The organism is Enterobacter sp. UPMP701 (assembly GCF_053709515.1).
Window position 1 is genome coordinate 521387 of the sequence record NZ_JBSKJN010000001.1, and the last position, 15996, is coordinate 537382.

Consider the following 15996-nt stretch of genomic DNA (forward strand, 5'->3'; position numbering starts at 1 on the left):
GCCCTGTCAGTTCTCCACGTACGGTAATCGACGCCGTCTCCCCGAGGCAGATTTTTCAGCCGCCTTCGCCATCGCTTCTGCAATCTCCGCACATTCCGCCAGCCCCTGAACGAAGGGACGATCGTGCATCAGCCACGGTATTGCACCGAATGCAATGCGCCCGCGAACTGTTTCAGGCGCTTTTAGCGTGTAATCCTCGCCAACGTCGGGTATCTCGTCGCCCGTTTCCATCAGCTGTTTACGCAGCGTCGGGAAAGGCAAATCCTTTGTTTTGAGCGGTTTTTGTCCGCGCGCATCAATAAACACGTCGAAACGGTATACGGCCTCTTTGGTGGTGATTACCGTCCGATCGCTGCCGGCATCAAGCGTGTAATCATCGCCAAGCGCCGTCACGCTAATGATGCCAGCCTCGCGAAGCGCAAGCAGCCTGCGAATAGACTGCGGCGGGATGGCCGCATAGTTGTCGATAAATACGCGGGCCAGGCCTTGCTTAAAGCGCTCCCTGTCCTGCTCGTTGAGGTGGGGCACAATCTCCTGAACCACTTCATGCAGCCGAAGGACGGCATAGCGCCAGGCCACGGTGCGCCGTTCGCGTTTGTTGCGCTCAACCTCGTTGAGATTCTCCTCCGCCCAGCTAAACGGACCGTGCAGTTTACGATCCTCAAACCAGGCATCGCGGAGGCTGTCTGCATCGTGATTGCGCAGCCCAATTTTCTCGCACCACGTCGGGTCGGCGAGTTCAAGCTCTTTCACCATCAGGGAAAATATGCGGTCAAGCAGACCGTCCGAACCTTTGGCGATCTCGTTTTCAACCGTGAATTCGGTCAATACCGACAGCGGCTCGTAAGGAATGGGGCAGTAAAAATCGGCCTCCGGCAGAATGCCCGTCCGGGACATCAGCGTAATGTTTAACCCTTCGCTGCCTTTGTCGAGGATGAATTTACCGTCACGAAACTCACCGTGCTGCATCACCACCGCCATAGCCGCGTCCAGCCCGCTCAGGGATGTTCCCATGATGCCCACGCGGCACGGGGGAAGGGTGGCGTCCATCAACCCGGACCACGGGCTGGGGAAGAACGTGCGCGTGGCTTCTTCCTCCTCAGGCCAGACGTGACCGGTAGCAATAACCGCCAGGTCGAATGTATCGGGTAAGGCGCTGCCGTTGACGGAAAGCGTTACGCCGGTTGTCGAGGGGATGATGTCAGTGACTTTAGCAGACTCATGGACATCAACCTTGAATCCCAGCTTTTTTGCCTCTTCTACGATGGCAAGAAAGCGGTCGCGGAAATACTCCCCCAGCAGGAGCCGGGGCAGGAACTGCCGGTCATGCAGGCGGGCTTTATCCACCCTGAAGCGCGCCAGATGAGCGTCACTCTGTTGCCTGAGCCAGTCGAGGTAGGTCATAAAAATGGGCGGGATTTCAATGCTCGCGATATTCGCCAGCATCAGACGAGAATTATCGTCGTCGTTATAGGGCATGCCCACGCCAGCTTCAGCGGCTTGTTCAAAGATGGAAACAGAGAGCGGTGTGCTGTTTTTAAGGAGATGATAAAAGGTGTAAATCCCTGTGGGGCCGGAGCCAATAATCGCGATTCTCTTCATCGACGGTCTTCCTGTTTTTTTTTCATAAGAAAAGCGTAGCAGGAGAATAATGATGAAAATAAGGGATTAGGAGAATTCAGGATAACAGGAGAGAATTTGCACCATTTCAGGACTGAAATGGTGCGTCCGAGTGGACTCGAACCACCGACCCCCACCATGTCAAGGTGGTGCTCTAACCAACTGAGCTACGGACGCAGAATGGTGCGTTCAATTGGACTCGAACCAACGACCCCCACCATGTCAAGGTGGTGCTCTAACCAACTGAGCTATGAACGCAACGTGTTGTCGGTGACAACGGGGACGAATATTAGCGGCACAGCATCAAGGAGGCAAGAGGGAAAACGCATTTTTCTCTCTGATTTCACGCGATTGCTTCATTACCGCGCAAAGTGAAGAGAAAGTAGCCGGCAGACGGCGGCTACTGCGTATTTAACGTGCGGCGCGCTGCAAAATCACCGCTGATGGCTGGCGCTGCAGGAAGCGCATGCGCAGCATCATCATGATCGCCGCCGACGTCAGGCCGATGATAAAGCCCATCCAGAACCCCGCCGGACCCATGCGGTCAACCACCAGATCGGTTAGCGCCAGAACGTAACCCGCCGGCAGACCCAACACCCAGTAGGCGATAAAGGTGATAAAGAAGATGGAGCGCGTGTCTTTATATCCGCGCAGCACGCCGCTGCCAATCACCTGAATGGAGTCGGAAATCTGGTAAATGGCAGCCAGCAGCATCAGGTGCGAGGCCAGCATCACCACTTCGGGATTGTCGTTGTAGAGCAGGGCGATTTGCTCTCGCAGCGCCACGGTGAAGAGCGCCGTGCAAATGGCCATGCAGACACCCACGCCCAGCCCGGTCCGCGCGGCCGTTTGCGCATCCAGCGTTGACCCCTGGCCCAGGCGGAAGCCCACGCGAATCGTCACCGCCGCCGCCAGCGACATCGGCAGGACGAACATCAGGGAGCTGAAGTTAAGCGCAATCTGGTGACCGGCCACGTTAACAATCCCCAGCGGGGAGACCAGCAGGGCTACCACGGCAAAGAGCGTCACTTCAAAGAACAGGGCCAGCGCAATCGGCAAGCCCAGCTGCACCAGGCGCGTCATGATGCTCCAGTCCGGCGTGCTGAATCTGTTCTCGTTGCGAATATCGCGCATGGAGCGGGCACGTTTCACAAAGGCGATCATACAGAAGAACATGACCCAGTAAACCGCCGCCGTCGCCACGCCGCAGCCGACGCCGCCAAGTTCCGGCATGCCAAAGTGGCCGTATATAAAGATATAGTTCACCGGAATATTGACCAGCAGGCCGATAAAGCCCATCACCATGCCGGGCTTGGTTTTCGCCAGCCCCTCACACTGGTTACGCGCCACCTGGAAAAAGAGATAGCCGGGCGCACCCCAGAGCAGGGCGCGCAGGTAGCCGACGGCTTTGTCTGCCAGCGCCGGATCAATATTGTGCATGGCGCGGATGATATGACCGGCGTTCCAGAGCACGACCATGATCAGCACGGAGACAAACCCGGCCAGCCAGAAGCCCTGACGGACCTGATGGGCAATGCGTTCGCGTCGCCCTGAACCATTGAGCTGAGCGATAACAGGCGTGAGTGCGAGCAGCAAACCGTGGCCGAACAGGATGGCCGGAAGCCAGATTGACGTGCCGATGGCAACGGCCGCCATATCGGTGGCGCTGTAGCCACCCGCCATTACCGTATCCACAAATCCCATTGCGGTCTGGGCCACTTGCGCGACGATCACTGGTATTGCCAGTGCCAATAGCTGGCGCGCTTCATTCATGTACTTCTGCACGTGAACACCTTTATTTTGTAGTTATTTGAGAGACTAAAAAAGCCGCCGTAACTGGCAGCAAGAAGAAAATGCAGGGGGATGCCAGCTATTGTAGCGGGCTTTAGCTATTTATCTAGTGAAAAAATCGCCAGAAAATGCGCTCCGCTGGCAACCTGTTTTTCCAACTGATATTGTGGTGGGATTAAACGGTGTCACCACCGTCCGGAAAAAAACAGGAGTTGTAAGCATGTTTACTGGTATTGTGCAGGGCACCGCCAAAGTGGTGTCCATTGATGAAAAACCTAATTTCCGTACTCACGTGGTTGAGCTGCCGGAATATATGCTCGATGGCATCGAAACCGGCGCCTCGATTGCCCATAATGGCTGCTGCCTGACGGTAACCGAAATTAATGGCAACCGGATTAGCTTTGATTTAATGAAAGAGACCCTGCGTATCACTAACCTGGGCGAGCTGGTGGTCGGAGATACCGTTAACGTTGAGCGCGCGGCGAAGTTCAGCGACGAAATTGGCGGCCATCTGATGTCCGGGCACATTATGACCACCGCCGAAGTGGCGAAAATCGTCACCTCAGAAAATAATCGCCAAATCTGGTTTAAAGTGCAGGATCCGGCATTAATGAAATACATCCTCTATAAAGGATTTATTGGCATTGACGGGATTAGCCTGACGGTGGGAGAAGTGACCCCGACGCGTTTTTGCGTGCATTTAATTCCCGAAACGCTGCAGCGCACCACGCTGGGGACGAAAAAACTGGGACATCGTGTGAATATCGAAATCGATCCGCAAACCCAGGCGGTCGTCGATACCGTTGAGCGCGTGCTGGCGGCAAAAGAGGCGGCAATAATTAAAGCCGCAGAAGAAGAATAAAAAAATAACCCCGGCTAACCGGGGTTATTTTTTAGCGGGCGACACGTAATCCGTGTTCAATCCCGCGGCTGAAAACAACCTGCCAGAGCTGAATATCGCGCGCGCGAAACGCCCCCGCGCAGGCATTCAGATAATAGCTAAACATCCGCTTGAATCGTTCAGAATAGTTGTCGGCAATTTCAGGCCAGGCTTCCTGAAAACGTGCATGCCACGCCATGAGCGTGGTGTCGTAATCCGCGCCGAAGTTATGCCAGTCTTCCATCACGAAATGGGGTTCACTGGCGTTGGCAATCTGGCGGACGGACGGTAAACAGCCATTCGGAAAGATGTATTTATTGATCCACGGGTCAACATTATTGTCGGTCCGCTTAGAGCCGATGGTGTGCAGCAGGAAAATACCATCCGGTTTTAAATTACGGTCCACCACCTCAAAATAGGTGTCGTAGTTTTTTGGCCCGACGTGCTCGAACATGCCAACGGAAACGATGCGGTCAAACTGTTCGTTCAGGTCCCGGTAATCCTGCAGGCGGATATCCACATCCAGCCCCTGGCAGCGCTCCTGCGCCATTTTTTGTTGCTCGGCGGAGATCGTGACGCCGACCACGCTGACGCCGAAGTGCTTCGCCATAAAATACGCCAGTCCCCCCCAACCGCAGCCGATATCCAGCACGCGCATGCCGGGCTGCAGCTGCAGTTTCTCGCTGATCAGGCGCAGTTTGGCCTGCTGAGCCTCTTCAAGCGTCGACGCCTCTTTCCAGTAAGCGCAGGAATATTGCATGAAAGGGTCCAGCATGCGGCTGAACAGGTCGTTGCCAAGATCGTAGTGTTCTTTGCCAACGATCCACGCGCGTTTTTTACTTTGCAGATTAAATAGCCGGGCAGAAGCGACACGCAGGGTGTCTTTGATATTACGAGGGAGTTGTTTTTCCAGACCGGCACGCAACACGCTGGCGAAAAAGATATCCAGCCGCTCGCACTCCCACCAGCCGTCCATATAGCTTTCTCCCAGGCCAAGCGACCCCTCGCGCAATACGCGTTTAAAAAAGTCGGGATGTTTAACCTGAGGATCGGATGGGGATGATCCGTTGATAGTGATGCCTGCTCGACCTAACAGTTCACTGACGATCCGGGACCAGTTATCGTCCGGAACGCTGACTTCTTCTATACACGATGAACTCATAGCTTCTCCATCACCCTACTGTGATCAGAACCTTAAAACAGCGTAGACGCTTTTTTTGGTTTGTGAGAAATCTCACGGTAAACACCGCGAGGCTAGTATCCGACGTAGAACAGAGGAAGGGAGATAACCCTTGCCGAAATGCCTTCCATGGTAAAACGGGAGCACTCCGGCTCCCGTTAACACTTAATATTTATCGTATTTAATCGAACCAAATTTAGTATAGGCCTCAAAATTTGGTGATTCAATAGAAAATTCTTAGCAACCTAATCACTGAAAATTAACATAGTTTCTGGTGCGATTAGGCATGCGAGGTTTCTACCTGCGTGCTCTCGTCCTGCGCGCGCTGCGCGGAGGCCTGCATGCGATAACCCAACGCCGCCAGCGCGACGGTGACCAGCATCACGCTGGTTGTTGTCAGCAGCGGCGTGGCAATCAGCGCGGAGACCACCAGGCTTGCCAGGAAGCACAGCCCCAGTTGCAGGGTGTTCTGCAGCGCAGCCGCGCGGCCTGTCGCCTGCGGGAACGGACGCAGCGCCTGCGCCACAACGATAGGGTAGATCGCCCCGTTCGCGATGGCCATCACGCAGAATGGAATCAATATTTCGGCAAGACCCGCGCCCGGAATAAAGCCAACGGCCCAGGTCCCGATGACGCTCAACGCATACAGCACCAGCAGCCACGGCAGCATTTGCTGGCCTTCCCATTTTTGCAGCGCCGCGCGGCAGCCGTACCCGCCCACCAGGAACGCGATGGTCTGCGGAACGTAGCTCAGACCAATGGCCGCCGGGCTGTAGCCCATATCATGCAGAATAAAGGGCGAACCGGTCAGCCACGCGAAGAAGCTCGCCGAACAGGCGGCATAGATCAGAACGTTGCCGCGATATGCTTTTGCGCTCAGCAGGGAGGTGAAGGTAATCGGCTTCGCGTCAGCATGCGCCTCTTTTTTATGCGCTGGCTTGAGAGCGAACGCAGGCAGCATCAGCACCAGCGTGATGGCAAACAGCGTGGCAAAGATAGCCTGCCAGTCAAAGTGCGCGAGGATCCAGCTGCCCAGCAGCGGGGCGAGGGCAGGTGAGAGACCCACCAGCGGCATAATGGTAGCGAAAATACGGTTTGTGCGGTTTGCCGGGTAGTAGTCGGTGACCAGCGCCTGCCAGGTCACGGCAGCGGCACAGACGCCGACCGCCTGAGCAAACCGCAGCACCAGCAGCCAGGTAGCATCGCGCACCCATAACATCCCCAGACAGCCAACGGCAAAAATGGCCAGCCCCAGCAGCAATACCGGTTTACGACCAAAGCGATCCGAGAGCGGTCCCCAGAGCAGCTGTGCGAAAGCAAAACCGGCGAGGAACAAACTCAGGCTGGCGCTGATGGCCGCGGCAGGCGTTTGCAAATCTTCCTGCATCGCGGCGAAGGCCGGCAGGTACATATCGGTGGCCAAAAAGCCCAGCACGCTTAAGCCGCCGAGCCAGACTAAAAATCCTTTCCTGGGTTGCACTATTTTATTCTCCTGAGGAGGCAGGTATACATTGGCGCTGAGTGTAGGGAGTGCAAAGCCGCTTGTGAAACGCTAATATTTGGCGGGTGAATTCAAATTTTTTGCAGGCAGAAAATGTGGTCAGATTATTCTCTTGAAGTGGTCGATGCTGTCGCGCGTAACGGCAGCTTTAGCGCTGCGGCGCAGGAGTTGCACCGCGTCCCTTCGGCTATCAGCTATACGGTACGTCAGCTTGAAGAATGGCTGGCGGTTCCGCTGTTTGAACGGCGGCATCGTGATGTGGAATTAACGCCCGCAGGGGCGTGGTTTCTGAAAGAAGGGCGTTCTGTTATCAAAAAAATGCAGATCACCCGCGAGCAGTGTCAGCAGATCGCGAACGGCTGGCGGGGACACCTTTCCATTGCGGTGGATAACATCGTTAAGCCCAAGCGCACCCGGCAGATGATTGTCGATTTTTATCGGCATTTCTCTGACGTTGAACTGCGGGTCTCGCAGGAGGTGTTCAACGGCGTCTGGGATGCGCTGGCGGACGGCAGGGTAGAGATGGCGATTGGCGCGACCCAGGCGATCCCCGTCGGGGGACGTTACGCCTTTCGCGATATGGGGATGCTGAGCTGGAAATGTGTGGTGGCAAGCGATCATCCCCTGGCGGCGATGGAAGGGCCGCTGAGCGACGATACGCTGCGCAGCTGGCCGTCGCTGGTGCTGGAGGATACCTCCCGTTCACTGCCGAAGCGAATTACATGGCTGCTGGACAACCAGCGGCGGGTTGTCGCCCCTGACTGGGGATCGTCGGCGACGTGCCTCAGTGCCGGACTCTGCGTAGGCATGGTGCCCGCCCATTTTGCGCGTCCGCGTATCGACACCGGAGAGTGGATAGAGCTAACGCTGGAGAACCCGTTCCCGGATGCGGCCTGCTGTCTCACCTGGCAACAAAATGATGTCTCACCCGCTATGGCCTGGCTGCTGGATTATCTGGGTGACAGCGAAACGCTTAACCGGGAATGGTTACGGGAGCCAGACTGACTGGCCCCGGAAGAAGATTAACGACGGTAGTCGCGGAAAGGACCATCCGCAACGGAGCGGCGCTCGATGAGGCGTGGATGAACTTCAATGGACTGCGACTCTTCACGCTTGTTGACGATCCTGTCCAGCAGCATATTGAAGGCCGTTTCACCCAGCGAATCTTTCGGCTGGTGAATGGTGGTCAGCGCTGGCGTGAAGAAGCGCGCGTTGCGCACGTTGTCATAGCCGATCACGGAAATATCCTGCGGGACGCGCAGGCCAAGCTCGTCTGCGGCGCAGAGTGCACCCATGGCCATGATGTCGCCCCCGCAGAAGACGGCGGTCGGACGGTGCTGCTGGGAGACGATCTGCTGCATCGCGCGGTAGCCTGATTCCGGCTCAAAGTCACCCTGCACGATCCAGTTTTCCGGCACGGTAATCAGCGCCTCTTCCATCGCTTTCATAAATCCGGCCAGGCGGCCCGCACCGGTGTTGCGCTCCAGCGGACCCGGGATTACGCCAATCTCGCGGTGGCCGCGTTCGATCAGATAACGGCCCGCCATGTAACCGCCTTCGAAGGCGTTATCGATGACGGAATCGGTGAAGTCGGCGCGCGCTTCGCCCCAGTCCATCACCACCATAGGGATATGGCGATACTCTTCCAGCATCGACAGTACGGATTCCGGGTACTCGGAGCACATCACCAGCAGGCCATCCACGCGCTTTTGCGCCATCATCGACAGATAGGCACGCTGTTTTTCTATGCTATTCCATGCGTTGCCCAGAATCAGGGTATAGCCTTTCTGGAAGCAGTTTTTCTCTACCGCTTCAATGATCTCGGCAAAATAGGCCGCTTCGCTGCTGGTCGCCAGCAGACCAATAGACTTGGTGTGATTAACCTTGAGGCTACGCGCAACCGCACTCGGTGAGTAGTGCAGCTCTTTGATCGCAGCCCAGACGGCGTTGCGCGTCTCTTCCGCCACAAAGCGGGTTTTGTTAATTACATGTGATACGGTTGTAGTGGAAACGTTTGCGCGTTTTGCTACGTCTTTAATTGTTGCCATTAAATGTCACTCCAGACCATATCCTAAACTCCTGAAAAACTTGAAGGTAAACGTTTGCCTTCTCTCACCCTTATCTCGCAATTTTGGATTGCGGTACGCCAGGAAAACGACACGGGACGTCAGGAGGGGGTCAATGGCCGGTACGCTAATAAATTTAGCGTGGAATTTTGGCCTATCTTGATGAAAAGGGGAAGAGCTAAAGTGTTTATCAGCTTAAATCCAGGAAGATTTTTGAGCTAAATTGTGCAAAAATGAGCAAGCTCACTTTTCGTGGGGGGATTAAAAGGAGAAAAATTGATGAGTTCCGATCTGAAGTTTTCGCTGTTCACCACCGTTATTGTGCTGGCTCTGATTGTCGCGGCTGGCCTGACGGCTGCGCTGCACTGATTTACGCGGGGGGAGAGCCTTCTCCCTCCCGATCTCCTGATTGTTACTTCTCTGGCAAAAATCTTTTGCCATTTTGTTAACTTCTCATTTTTTGTGATTGATGTCATGCTTTCCGCTTCTTTGTTCTGTGTCACCACATGACACGGCATCCGGAGTTGACGCATGAAAATCAATTTTCCCCTGCTGGCCCTGGCGATTGGCGCTTTTGGGATTGGCACCACTGAATTCTCCCCGATGGGGTTACTGCCTGTTATCGCCCGGGGCGTGGACGTCTCGATCCCGGCCGCCGGTATGCTAATCAGCGCCTACGCTATCGGAGTGATGGTGGGAGCGCCGCTGATGACGCTTCTGCTTTCGCACCGCGCGCGCCGCAATGCGCTGATTTTCCTGATGGCGATTTTCACCCTCGGCAATGTGCTTTCGGCCATTTCGCCGGACTACACCACCCTGATGTTGTCGCGCATTCTGACCAGCCTCAACCACGGCGCGTTCTTTGGGCTCGGGTCGGTCGTGGCCGCGAGCGTTGTGCCGAAACACAAGCAGGCAAGCGCCGTGGCGACCATGTTTATGGGGCTGACGATTGCCAACATTGGCGGCGTACCGGCGGCAACCTGGTTGGGTGAAGCGATCGGCTGGCGGATGTCCTTCCTGGCGACGGCCGGGCTGGGCGTGGTCGCGATGGTGGCACTGTTCTTCTCCCTGCCGAAAGGCAGCGCCGGCGAACGTCCGGAAGTGCGTAAAGAGCTGGCGGTGCTGATGCGTCCGCAGGTGCTCTCCGCGCTGCTGACCACCGTGCTGGGGGCAGGGGCGATGTTTACCCTCTACACCTACATTTCGCCGGTCTTGCACGACATTACCCACGCAACGCCACTCTTTGTTACCGCGATGCTGGTGCTGATTGGCGTCGGCTTCTCAATTGGCAACTATCTCGGCGGGAAATTTGCCGACCGTTCCGTGAGCGGGACGCTGAAGGGGTTCTTAACCCTGCTGATTGTCATCATGATTGCGATCCCGTGGCTGGCGCGGAATGAATTCGGCGCGGCGATTGCGATGGTCGTCTGGGGAGCTGCCACCTTCGCCGTGGTTCCACCGCTGCAGATGCGCGTGATGCGCGTCGCCCATGAAGCGCCGGGTCTCTCGTCTTCCGTGAATATCGGGGCGTTCAATCTCGGCAATGCGTTGGGGGCTGCCGCCGGGGGCGCCGTGATTTCAGGTGGCCTGGGATACAGTTTTGTGCCGGTGATGGGGGCGATTATTGCCGCGCTCGGCCTGCTGCTGGTGATGATGTCCGGTCGTAAACAGCCAGAAGCGGTTTGTACGGCTGAATAAGCAAAAAACGCAGAAGGGTAACCCCTTCTGCGTGATCCTTACGCGGCGAAGTTCTTCGCCACAAAGTCCCAGTTTACCAGTGCCCAGAAGTGTTCCAGGTAGTTCGGGCGCGCATTACGGTAATCAATGTAGTAAGCGTGTTCCCACACGTCCACGGTCATCAGCGGCGTAGCGCTGGTGGTCAGCGGGGTGCCCGCGTTAGAGGTGGACACGATAGCCAGTTTGCCATCCGCTTCTTTTACCAGCCACGTCCAGCCAGAACCGAAGTTCTTGATGGCTGCATCGGTAAACTTCGCTTTAAACTCCGCAAAGCTGCCAAATGCGGCGTTGATGGCGGTTGCCAGTACACCGGCAGGTTCGCCACCAGCATTCGGTGCCAGGCAGTGCCAGTAGAAGGTGTGGTTCCACACCTGAGCGGCGTTGTTAAAGATTCCACCCTCTGAACCGCGGACGATCTCCTCCAGCGTTTTGCCTTCGAAATCGGTGCCCTTGATCAGGTTGTTCAGGTTGGTGACGTACGTCTGATGATGCTTGCCGTAGTGATATTCCAGGGTTTCCGCAGAAATGTGCGGTGCCAGGGCGTCTTTTGCATACGGTAGTGCAGGTAATTCGAACGACATTGCTTCTCTCCTTATTGTATTTTGCGTTGCCAATAACCCTACAGACAACAAGGACAGAATAGCAAATTGAAAGGGTATGCAAAAGAGGAACTTACCCTGCCGCGGGTGCGGCAGGGCAGGGATTAACGAATGGTTTTTGGCGTCATGACGCGACGCGCGCCGACGTAGTGACGTACCCAGTAATCTTCGCTGAGCGAGGTGATTTGAATGTCCTGACCGCTGCGTGGAGACTGAATGAATTTCCCGTTGCCGACATAGACGCCGACGTGGTCAGCCGTGCCGCGACCCTGCGTGCGGAAGAAGACCAGATCGCCGTTTTCCAGCTCACCCCGGTTAACAGGTGAGGCATCGCGCAGGTGGTACATCTCATTGGCGGTGCGTGGAATGCGAAACTTAACCAGATCTTTATAGGCGTAATAGACAAGGCCGCTGCAGTCGAAACCGGTGCGCGGCGAACTGCCACCCCAGCGATAAGGTTTGCCAATTTGCCCCATCAGCTTGTTCATCGCCGTTTTTTGCGCTTTCTGCACGCGAACTTTATGCACGTCTGCCAGTTTCGTCACTTTCGTGCATTTTGCTTTATGGCCTTTACGCGCGATGCATTTTTCAGTAACGAGGTTTGCGGCGGTCTGAGAAGCTTTATTTTTTGCGGTGCGGGCTGTGCGGGAAGGTTTGGTTTTCGTTTTGCTGGAAGCGGTTTGTTTAGTCTGAGCGGTGGTTTTTTTCTTGTCGTTCTTGCTGCTGGTCTTTTTCTTACGCTCTGTGGCTTTCACCAGATGGCTTTTTTGCACAGCAGAATGCCGCGCCTGCTGAGAGGCGTTTGCCGCTGGCGTGAAAGAGAGTGATGTAAACAGTAAAGCACAGAGCGTGATCGAGATTTTATTTATCCGCGCCACTGGGCAGTCCCCTGATAATTGCAGGCCATCAATAATGCCCGCGTATGATTTACAAAGCCCGTCGATTCTAATCCATAAAAACCCGAGAAGTTAATAGCATTTTTCAATCTAAAAACGTGTTTCGTTAGCAAGTGCAAAAAAATTCATCGTTCTGACGCACAATTGTTCACTCCCTAAGCAAAACCCTGCCGGGCACAGGGGTAAACACCATTTGCAATGCAACTTTTGCTGAGTCGCGGTAAACTGTATAAACGTGACGAAAATGTTATTTTCCGATGCCAGTCTGACCCGCTACAATGTCAGACTACTGCCGTAACAGAAGTTAAAGGAAGCAAGACATGAGCACCACTATTGAAAAAATCCAGCGCCAGATCGCTGAAAACCCAATTCTGCTGTATATGAAAGGTTCTCCGAAGCTGCCAAGCTGCGGCTTCTCCGCGCAAGCGGTTCAGGCGCTGTCAGCCTGTGGTGAGCGTTTTGCTTACGTTGATATCCTGCAGAACCCGGACATTCGCGCTGAGCTGCCAAAATACGCTAACTGGCCGACGTTCCCACAGCTGTGGGTTGACGGCGAACTGGTAGGCGGTTGCGATATCCTGATTGAGATGTATCAGCGCGGCGAACTGCAGCAGCTGATCAAAGAGACGGCTGCGAAGTACAAAGCCGAAGAGCCGGACGCAGAGTAATTTTCTGCGGAAATAAAAAAAGCGACCTGATAAGGTCGCTTTTTTTTATTCTTCGCTGTCACCCATCGGCAGCGGCCAGCCGCCCAGCCGCTTCCAGCGGTTGACGATCTCGCAGAATAGCTCTGCGGTGCGCTCCGTGTCATACAGCGCGGAGTGCGCCTGCGTACCGTCAAACGGTATACCCGCCGTAATGCAGGCCCTGGATAGCACCGTTTGTCCCAGCGCCAGACCGCTCAGCGCGGCTGTGTCGAAGGTCACGAACGGGTGAAAAGGGTTGCGTTTGAGCGACGCGCGTTCGGCGGCGGCCATGGTAAAGCTGTGATCGAACGTGGCGTTATGGGCCACCATGATGGCGCGGCTGCAGTTGCTCTCTTTCATGCCTTTACGCACCATTTTAAAGATGGCGTGCAGTGCATCATACTCACTGACTGCACCACGCAGCGGGTTATGCGGATCGATACCGTTAAAGGCCAGCGCTTCCGGCTGTAAGTTTGCCCCTTCGAAAGGTTCAACGTGGAAATGCAGCGTGGTGTCCGGTGTAAGCCAGCCCTGTTCATCCATCTTCAGCGTGATGGCGGCAATTTCGAGCAGCGCATCGGTTTTAGCGTTAAATCCGGCTGTTTCTACATCAATGACAACGGGATAAAAACCACGAAAACGGTCGCACAGACCGCTAAATTGAGCGTTATCGGACATCAGGGTCTCTTACAAGGGGAAAAAGCAGTGCGCATTATGGCAAATTTTGCAGGGTGATGCAGTAAAACTACGGGCGCATATTGCGCCCTGCGGGATCAGTTGCCCAGACCGCGACCGGCGTCTTTGGCTTCAATCAGCTCGATTTTGTATCCGTCCGGATCTTCCACAAACGCAATCACGGTGGTGCCGCCTTTTACCGGGCCCGCTTCGCGCGTAACGTTACCGCCGTTGCTGCGAATGCGCTCACACGCTTCGGCTGCGTTGTCCACTTCCAGCGCGATGTGGCCGTAAGCCGTGCCCAGCTCATAGCTGTCCACGCCCCAGTTGTAGGTCAGTTCGATGACCGCTTCGTCCGTTTCCGGGCCGTAACCCACGAACGCCAGCGAGTATTTGTATTCCGGGTTTTCGCTGGTGCGCAGCAGCTTCATGCCCAGGACGTTAGTGTAGAAATCAATGGAACGTTGCAGGTCGCCAACGCGCAGCATGGTGTGAAGTAGGCGCATAATTTCCTCATTAACTAATGGAATAGTCTGTCTTTTTGAACAGAAACGATGTTTTAGTATAGCGGCGAAGTGTCGCCGCTATCAATGAACAATGGCGAGATTACAGAGAAGGGTAGTCGGTGTAGCCTTCCGCGCCGCCGCCGTAGAAGCTTTCAGGGCGCTGCGGGTTCAGGGCCGCTTTCTGCTGCAGGCGCGCAACCAGATCCGGGTTGGCGATATAGTCGCGGCCGAACGCGACGGCATCGATCAGCCCTTTATTAATCAGATCATCGGCTTTCTCAGGGGTATAGGCTCCCGCACCGATGATTACGCCGTGGAAACGCTCGCGCACTTTCTGACGGAAAGCTTCAGTGTACGGCTTACCGCCTGCCCAGTCCGGCTCGGACATGTGCAGATAGGCGATGCCGCGTTTCGCCAGCTCTTCAATAAGATACAGCGCGTCCGCTTCTTCATTCGGGCCGTTGTCGACATTCTGGAACGAGCCGATTGGGGAGACGCGAATACCGATACGGTCCGGGCTCCACTCCTGGCATACGGCGTCAACCACTTCCAGCACCAGGCGAGCCCGGTTTTCGACGCTGCCGCCGTACTGGTCGGTACGATGGTTAGAGGACGGTGACAGGAACTGGTGTAGCAGATAGCCATGGGCGGAGTGCAGCTCAACCAGGTCGAAACCGGCTTCACGGGCGTTAGCAACGGCCTGGCGGAAGTCGTTCACGATACCCGGGATCTCGTCCAGCTCCAGCGCGCGTGGCGTGCTGGTATCGACGCGGATCGCGTTACCGTTTTCATCGCGCAGCGAGGTGCGGGTGTTCGCATTCAGGGCAGACGCTGAAACCGGCGCCTGACCGCCAGGCTGGATGCTGCTGTGAGAGATACGACCGGTATGCCACAGCTGGACCGCAATGCGACCCTCTTCAGCGTGAACGCCCGCGGTGATTTTCTGCCATGCGGCGATCTGCTCCGGGCTGTGGAGACCCGGCGCACCCGCATATCCCTTGGCCTGAGCAGAGATCTGCGTGGCTTCGGTGATAATCAGGCCAGAACTTGCGCGCTGACGATAGTATTCACCCATCAGTGGGGTTGGGATGTCACCCGGCTCAATACTGCGCAGACGGGTAAGCGGAGCCATAAAAACGCGGTTTGGCGCGGTGACGGCACCCACTTTTAAAGGGGTAAATAATTTTTCAGCTGACATAAAGACTCCTGAGTAGACCAGTCGACTAGTAGTTGGGTAAATAAAAACGCCTGTTAAATGCCAGGCGCAGTAATGCTGCTTTTCACATGTGCCAGCGCGCTTTCCAGCGGCACGGCACTGCGCGAAATTTTGGCCTGCAGGTTGGCGCCTAACCAGAGAGAGTAGAGCACCTGAGCCTGCGTTAAAGGATCGCCGGGGAAGGCGAGCGTCTTTTCTTCGCGTCCCTTCGCCAGCGCCTGCGCCAGCAGGGCAATAACGCCGCTTGCGCCTTTATCCATTGCCGTACGCATATCTTCTGAGAGATCGCACACTTCGGCAGAGAGTTTAACCGTCAGGCATCCGCTGATAATGCCCTGCTGACAGAACTGGTTCAGCGTTTCCTGATAGTAGTTCAGAACACGATCCCGAGAGTTACCTTCACCTGTAGCGAAGTGGGCCGCCAGGCGCTGGTGGTAGGCAGCATAGTGCCGCTCCAGCATCGCCACGCCAAAGGCCTCTTTGGACCGGAAGTAGTGATAGAACGATCCCTTCGGTACCTCAGCGGTTTTTAAGAGCTCGCTCAACCCCATACCGGTGAAACCACGGTGCATGCACAGCAGTTCGCCGGTCGCCAGGAGATGTTCGCGGGTATCGTGTTCAGTATTTCTGCTCATGGATTCAC

At 55.6% G+C, this 15996-nt stretch carries 16 protein-coding genes and 2 tRNA genes; 5 read left to right on the plus strand and 13 right to left on the minus strand.

Annotation, left to right across the window (positions count from 1 at the left end; translation table 11 throughout):
- Positions 1–6 precede the first annotated feature (6 nt).
- The 4 genes from ACWKXT_RS02550 to mdtK all read right to left on the minus strand — a co-directional run bounded on the left by ACWKXT_RS02550 (position 7) and on the right by mdtK (position 3405).
- Complete coding sequence (locus tag ACWKXT_RS02550) at positions 7–1602, minus strand: FAD-NAD(P)-binding protein (protein WP_454531572.1); 1596 nt, start codon at positions 1600–1602, stop codon at positions 7–9.
- A 118-nt stretch (positions 1603–1720) separates the two neighbouring features.
- Positions 1721–1797, minus strand: a tRNA-Val gene (locus ACWKXT_RS02555).
- Between the two features lie 4 nt (positions 1798–1801).
- A tRNA-Val gene (locus ACWKXT_RS02560) sits at positions 1802–1878 on the minus strand.
- Positions 1879–2031: 153 nt separating this feature from the next.
- The gene (gene mdtK / locus ACWKXT_RS02565) at positions 2032–3405 is read right to left on the minus strand and encodes an MdtK family multidrug efflux MATE transporter (protein ID WP_454527042.1); all 1374 of its coding nucleotides are present in this window, start codon (positions 3403–3405) and stop codon (positions 2032–2034) included.
- A 226-nt stretch (positions 3406–3631) separates the two neighbouring features.
- Between mdtK and ACWKXT_RS02570 the strand changes: the two genes are divergently transcribed.
- The gene (locus tag ACWKXT_RS02570; protein ID WP_454527041.1) at positions 3632–4273 is read left to right on the plus strand and encodes a riboflavin synthase subunit alpha; all 642 of its coding nucleotides are present in this window, start codon (positions 3632–3634) and stop codon (positions 4271–4273) included.
- Positions 4274–4304: 31 nt separating this feature from the next.
- Here ACWKXT_RS02570 and cfa read toward each other — a convergent pair whose 3' ends face one another.
- Complete coding sequence (cfa, locus tag ACWKXT_RS02575) at positions 4305–5453, minus strand: cyclopropane fatty acyl phospholipid synthase (protein ID WP_454527040.1); 1149 nt, start codon at positions 5451–5453, stop codon at positions 4305–4307.
- Between the two features lie 298 nt (positions 5454–5751).
- The gene (gene punC, locus ACWKXT_RS02580; RefSeq protein ID WP_454527039.1) at positions 5752–6951 is read right to left on the minus strand and encodes a purine nucleoside transporter PunC; all 1200 of its coding nucleotides are present in this window, start codon (positions 6949–6951) and stop codon (positions 5752–5754) included.
- 114 nt (positions 6952–7065) lie between these two features.
- Between punC and punR the strand changes: the two genes are divergently transcribed.
- Entirely contained in the window at positions 7066–7977 is a 912-nt protein-coding gene (punR, locus tag ACWKXT_RS02585; protein WP_454531573.1) for a DNA-binding transcriptional activator PunR, read from the plus strand.
- A 17-nt stretch (positions 7978–7994) separates the two neighbouring features.
- On the opposite strand, the gene purR is transcribed toward punR, so the two are convergent.
- Positions 7995–9020 (minus strand): HTH-type transcriptional repressor PurR, encoded by a 1026-nt coding sequence (gene purR / locus ACWKXT_RS02590; protein WP_014883552.1) that lies wholly within the window; start codon positions 9018–9020, stop codon positions 7995–7997.
- Between the two features lie 297 nt (positions 9021–9317).
- Between purR and cydH the strand changes: the two genes are divergently transcribed.
- Both cydH and ACWKXT_RS02600 read left to right on the plus strand, forming a co-directional pair.
- Positions 9318–9407: a cytochrome bd-I oxidase subunit CydH gene (gene cydH / locus ACWKXT_RS02595; protein WP_020688313.1), complete on the plus strand. Its 90-nt coding sequence runs from the start codon at positions 9318–9320 to the stop codon at positions 9405–9407.
- 162 nt (positions 9408–9569) lie between these two features.
- A complete protein-coding gene (locus ACWKXT_RS02600) occupies positions 9570–10736 on the plus strand; it encodes an MFS transporter (RefSeq protein ID WP_217479701.1) in 1167 nt (388 codons plus the stop codon).
- Between the two features lie 38 nt (positions 10737–10774).
- On the opposite strand, the gene sodB is transcribed toward ACWKXT_RS02600, so the two are convergent.
- Positions 10775–11356, minus strand: a complete 582-nt coding sequence (gene sodB / locus ACWKXT_RS02605) for a superoxide dismutase [Fe] (RefSeq protein WP_454531574.1) — start codon at positions 11354–11356, stop codon at positions 10775–10777.
- 122 nt (positions 11357–11478) lie between these two features.
- Positions 11479–12252: a C40 family peptidase gene (locus ACWKXT_RS02610; RefSeq protein ID WP_080327328.1), complete on the minus strand. Its 774-nt coding sequence runs from the start codon at positions 12250–12252 to the stop codon at positions 11479–11481.
- Between the two features lie 338 nt (positions 12253–12590).
- Here ACWKXT_RS02610 and grxD point away from each other — a divergent pair, with 338 nt between their 5' ends.
- Positions 12591–12938: a monothiol glutaredoxin 4 gene (gene grxD / locus ACWKXT_RS02615; protein ID WP_454531575.1), complete on the plus strand. Its 348-nt coding sequence runs from the start codon at positions 12591–12593 to the stop codon at positions 12936–12938.
- Positions 12939–12983: 45 nt separating this feature from the next.
- On the opposite strand, the gene rnt is transcribed toward grxD, so the two are convergent.
- From rnt to ACWKXT_RS02635, 4 genes are all read right to left on the minus strand, one after another.
- On the minus strand, positions 12984–13634 hold the full coding sequence (rnt, locus tag ACWKXT_RS02620; RefSeq protein ID WP_454527035.1) for a ribonuclease T: 651 nt from the start codon (positions 13632–13634) through the stop codon (positions 12984–12986).
- A gap of 95 nt (positions 13635–13729) precedes the next feature.
- Complete coding sequence (gene gloA, locus ACWKXT_RS02625; protein ID WP_013096923.1) at positions 13730–14137, minus strand: lactoylglutathione lyase; 408 nt, start codon at positions 14135–14137, stop codon at positions 13730–13732.
- Between the two features lie 100 nt (positions 14138–14237).
- Positions 14238–15335: an N-ethylmaleimide reductase gene (nemA, locus tag ACWKXT_RS02630; protein WP_454531576.1), complete on the minus strand. Its 1098-nt coding sequence runs from the start codon at positions 15333–15335 to the stop codon at positions 14238–14240.
- Between the two features lie 53 nt (positions 15336–15388).
- Positions 15389–15988 carry a TetR/AcrR family transcriptional regulator gene (locus tag ACWKXT_RS02635; protein WP_454527034.1) on the minus strand — a complete coding sequence of 200 codons (600 nt, stop codon included), beginning with the start codon at positions 15986–15988 and terminating at the stop codon, positions 15389–15391.
- Positions 15989–15996 lie beyond the last annotated feature (8 nt).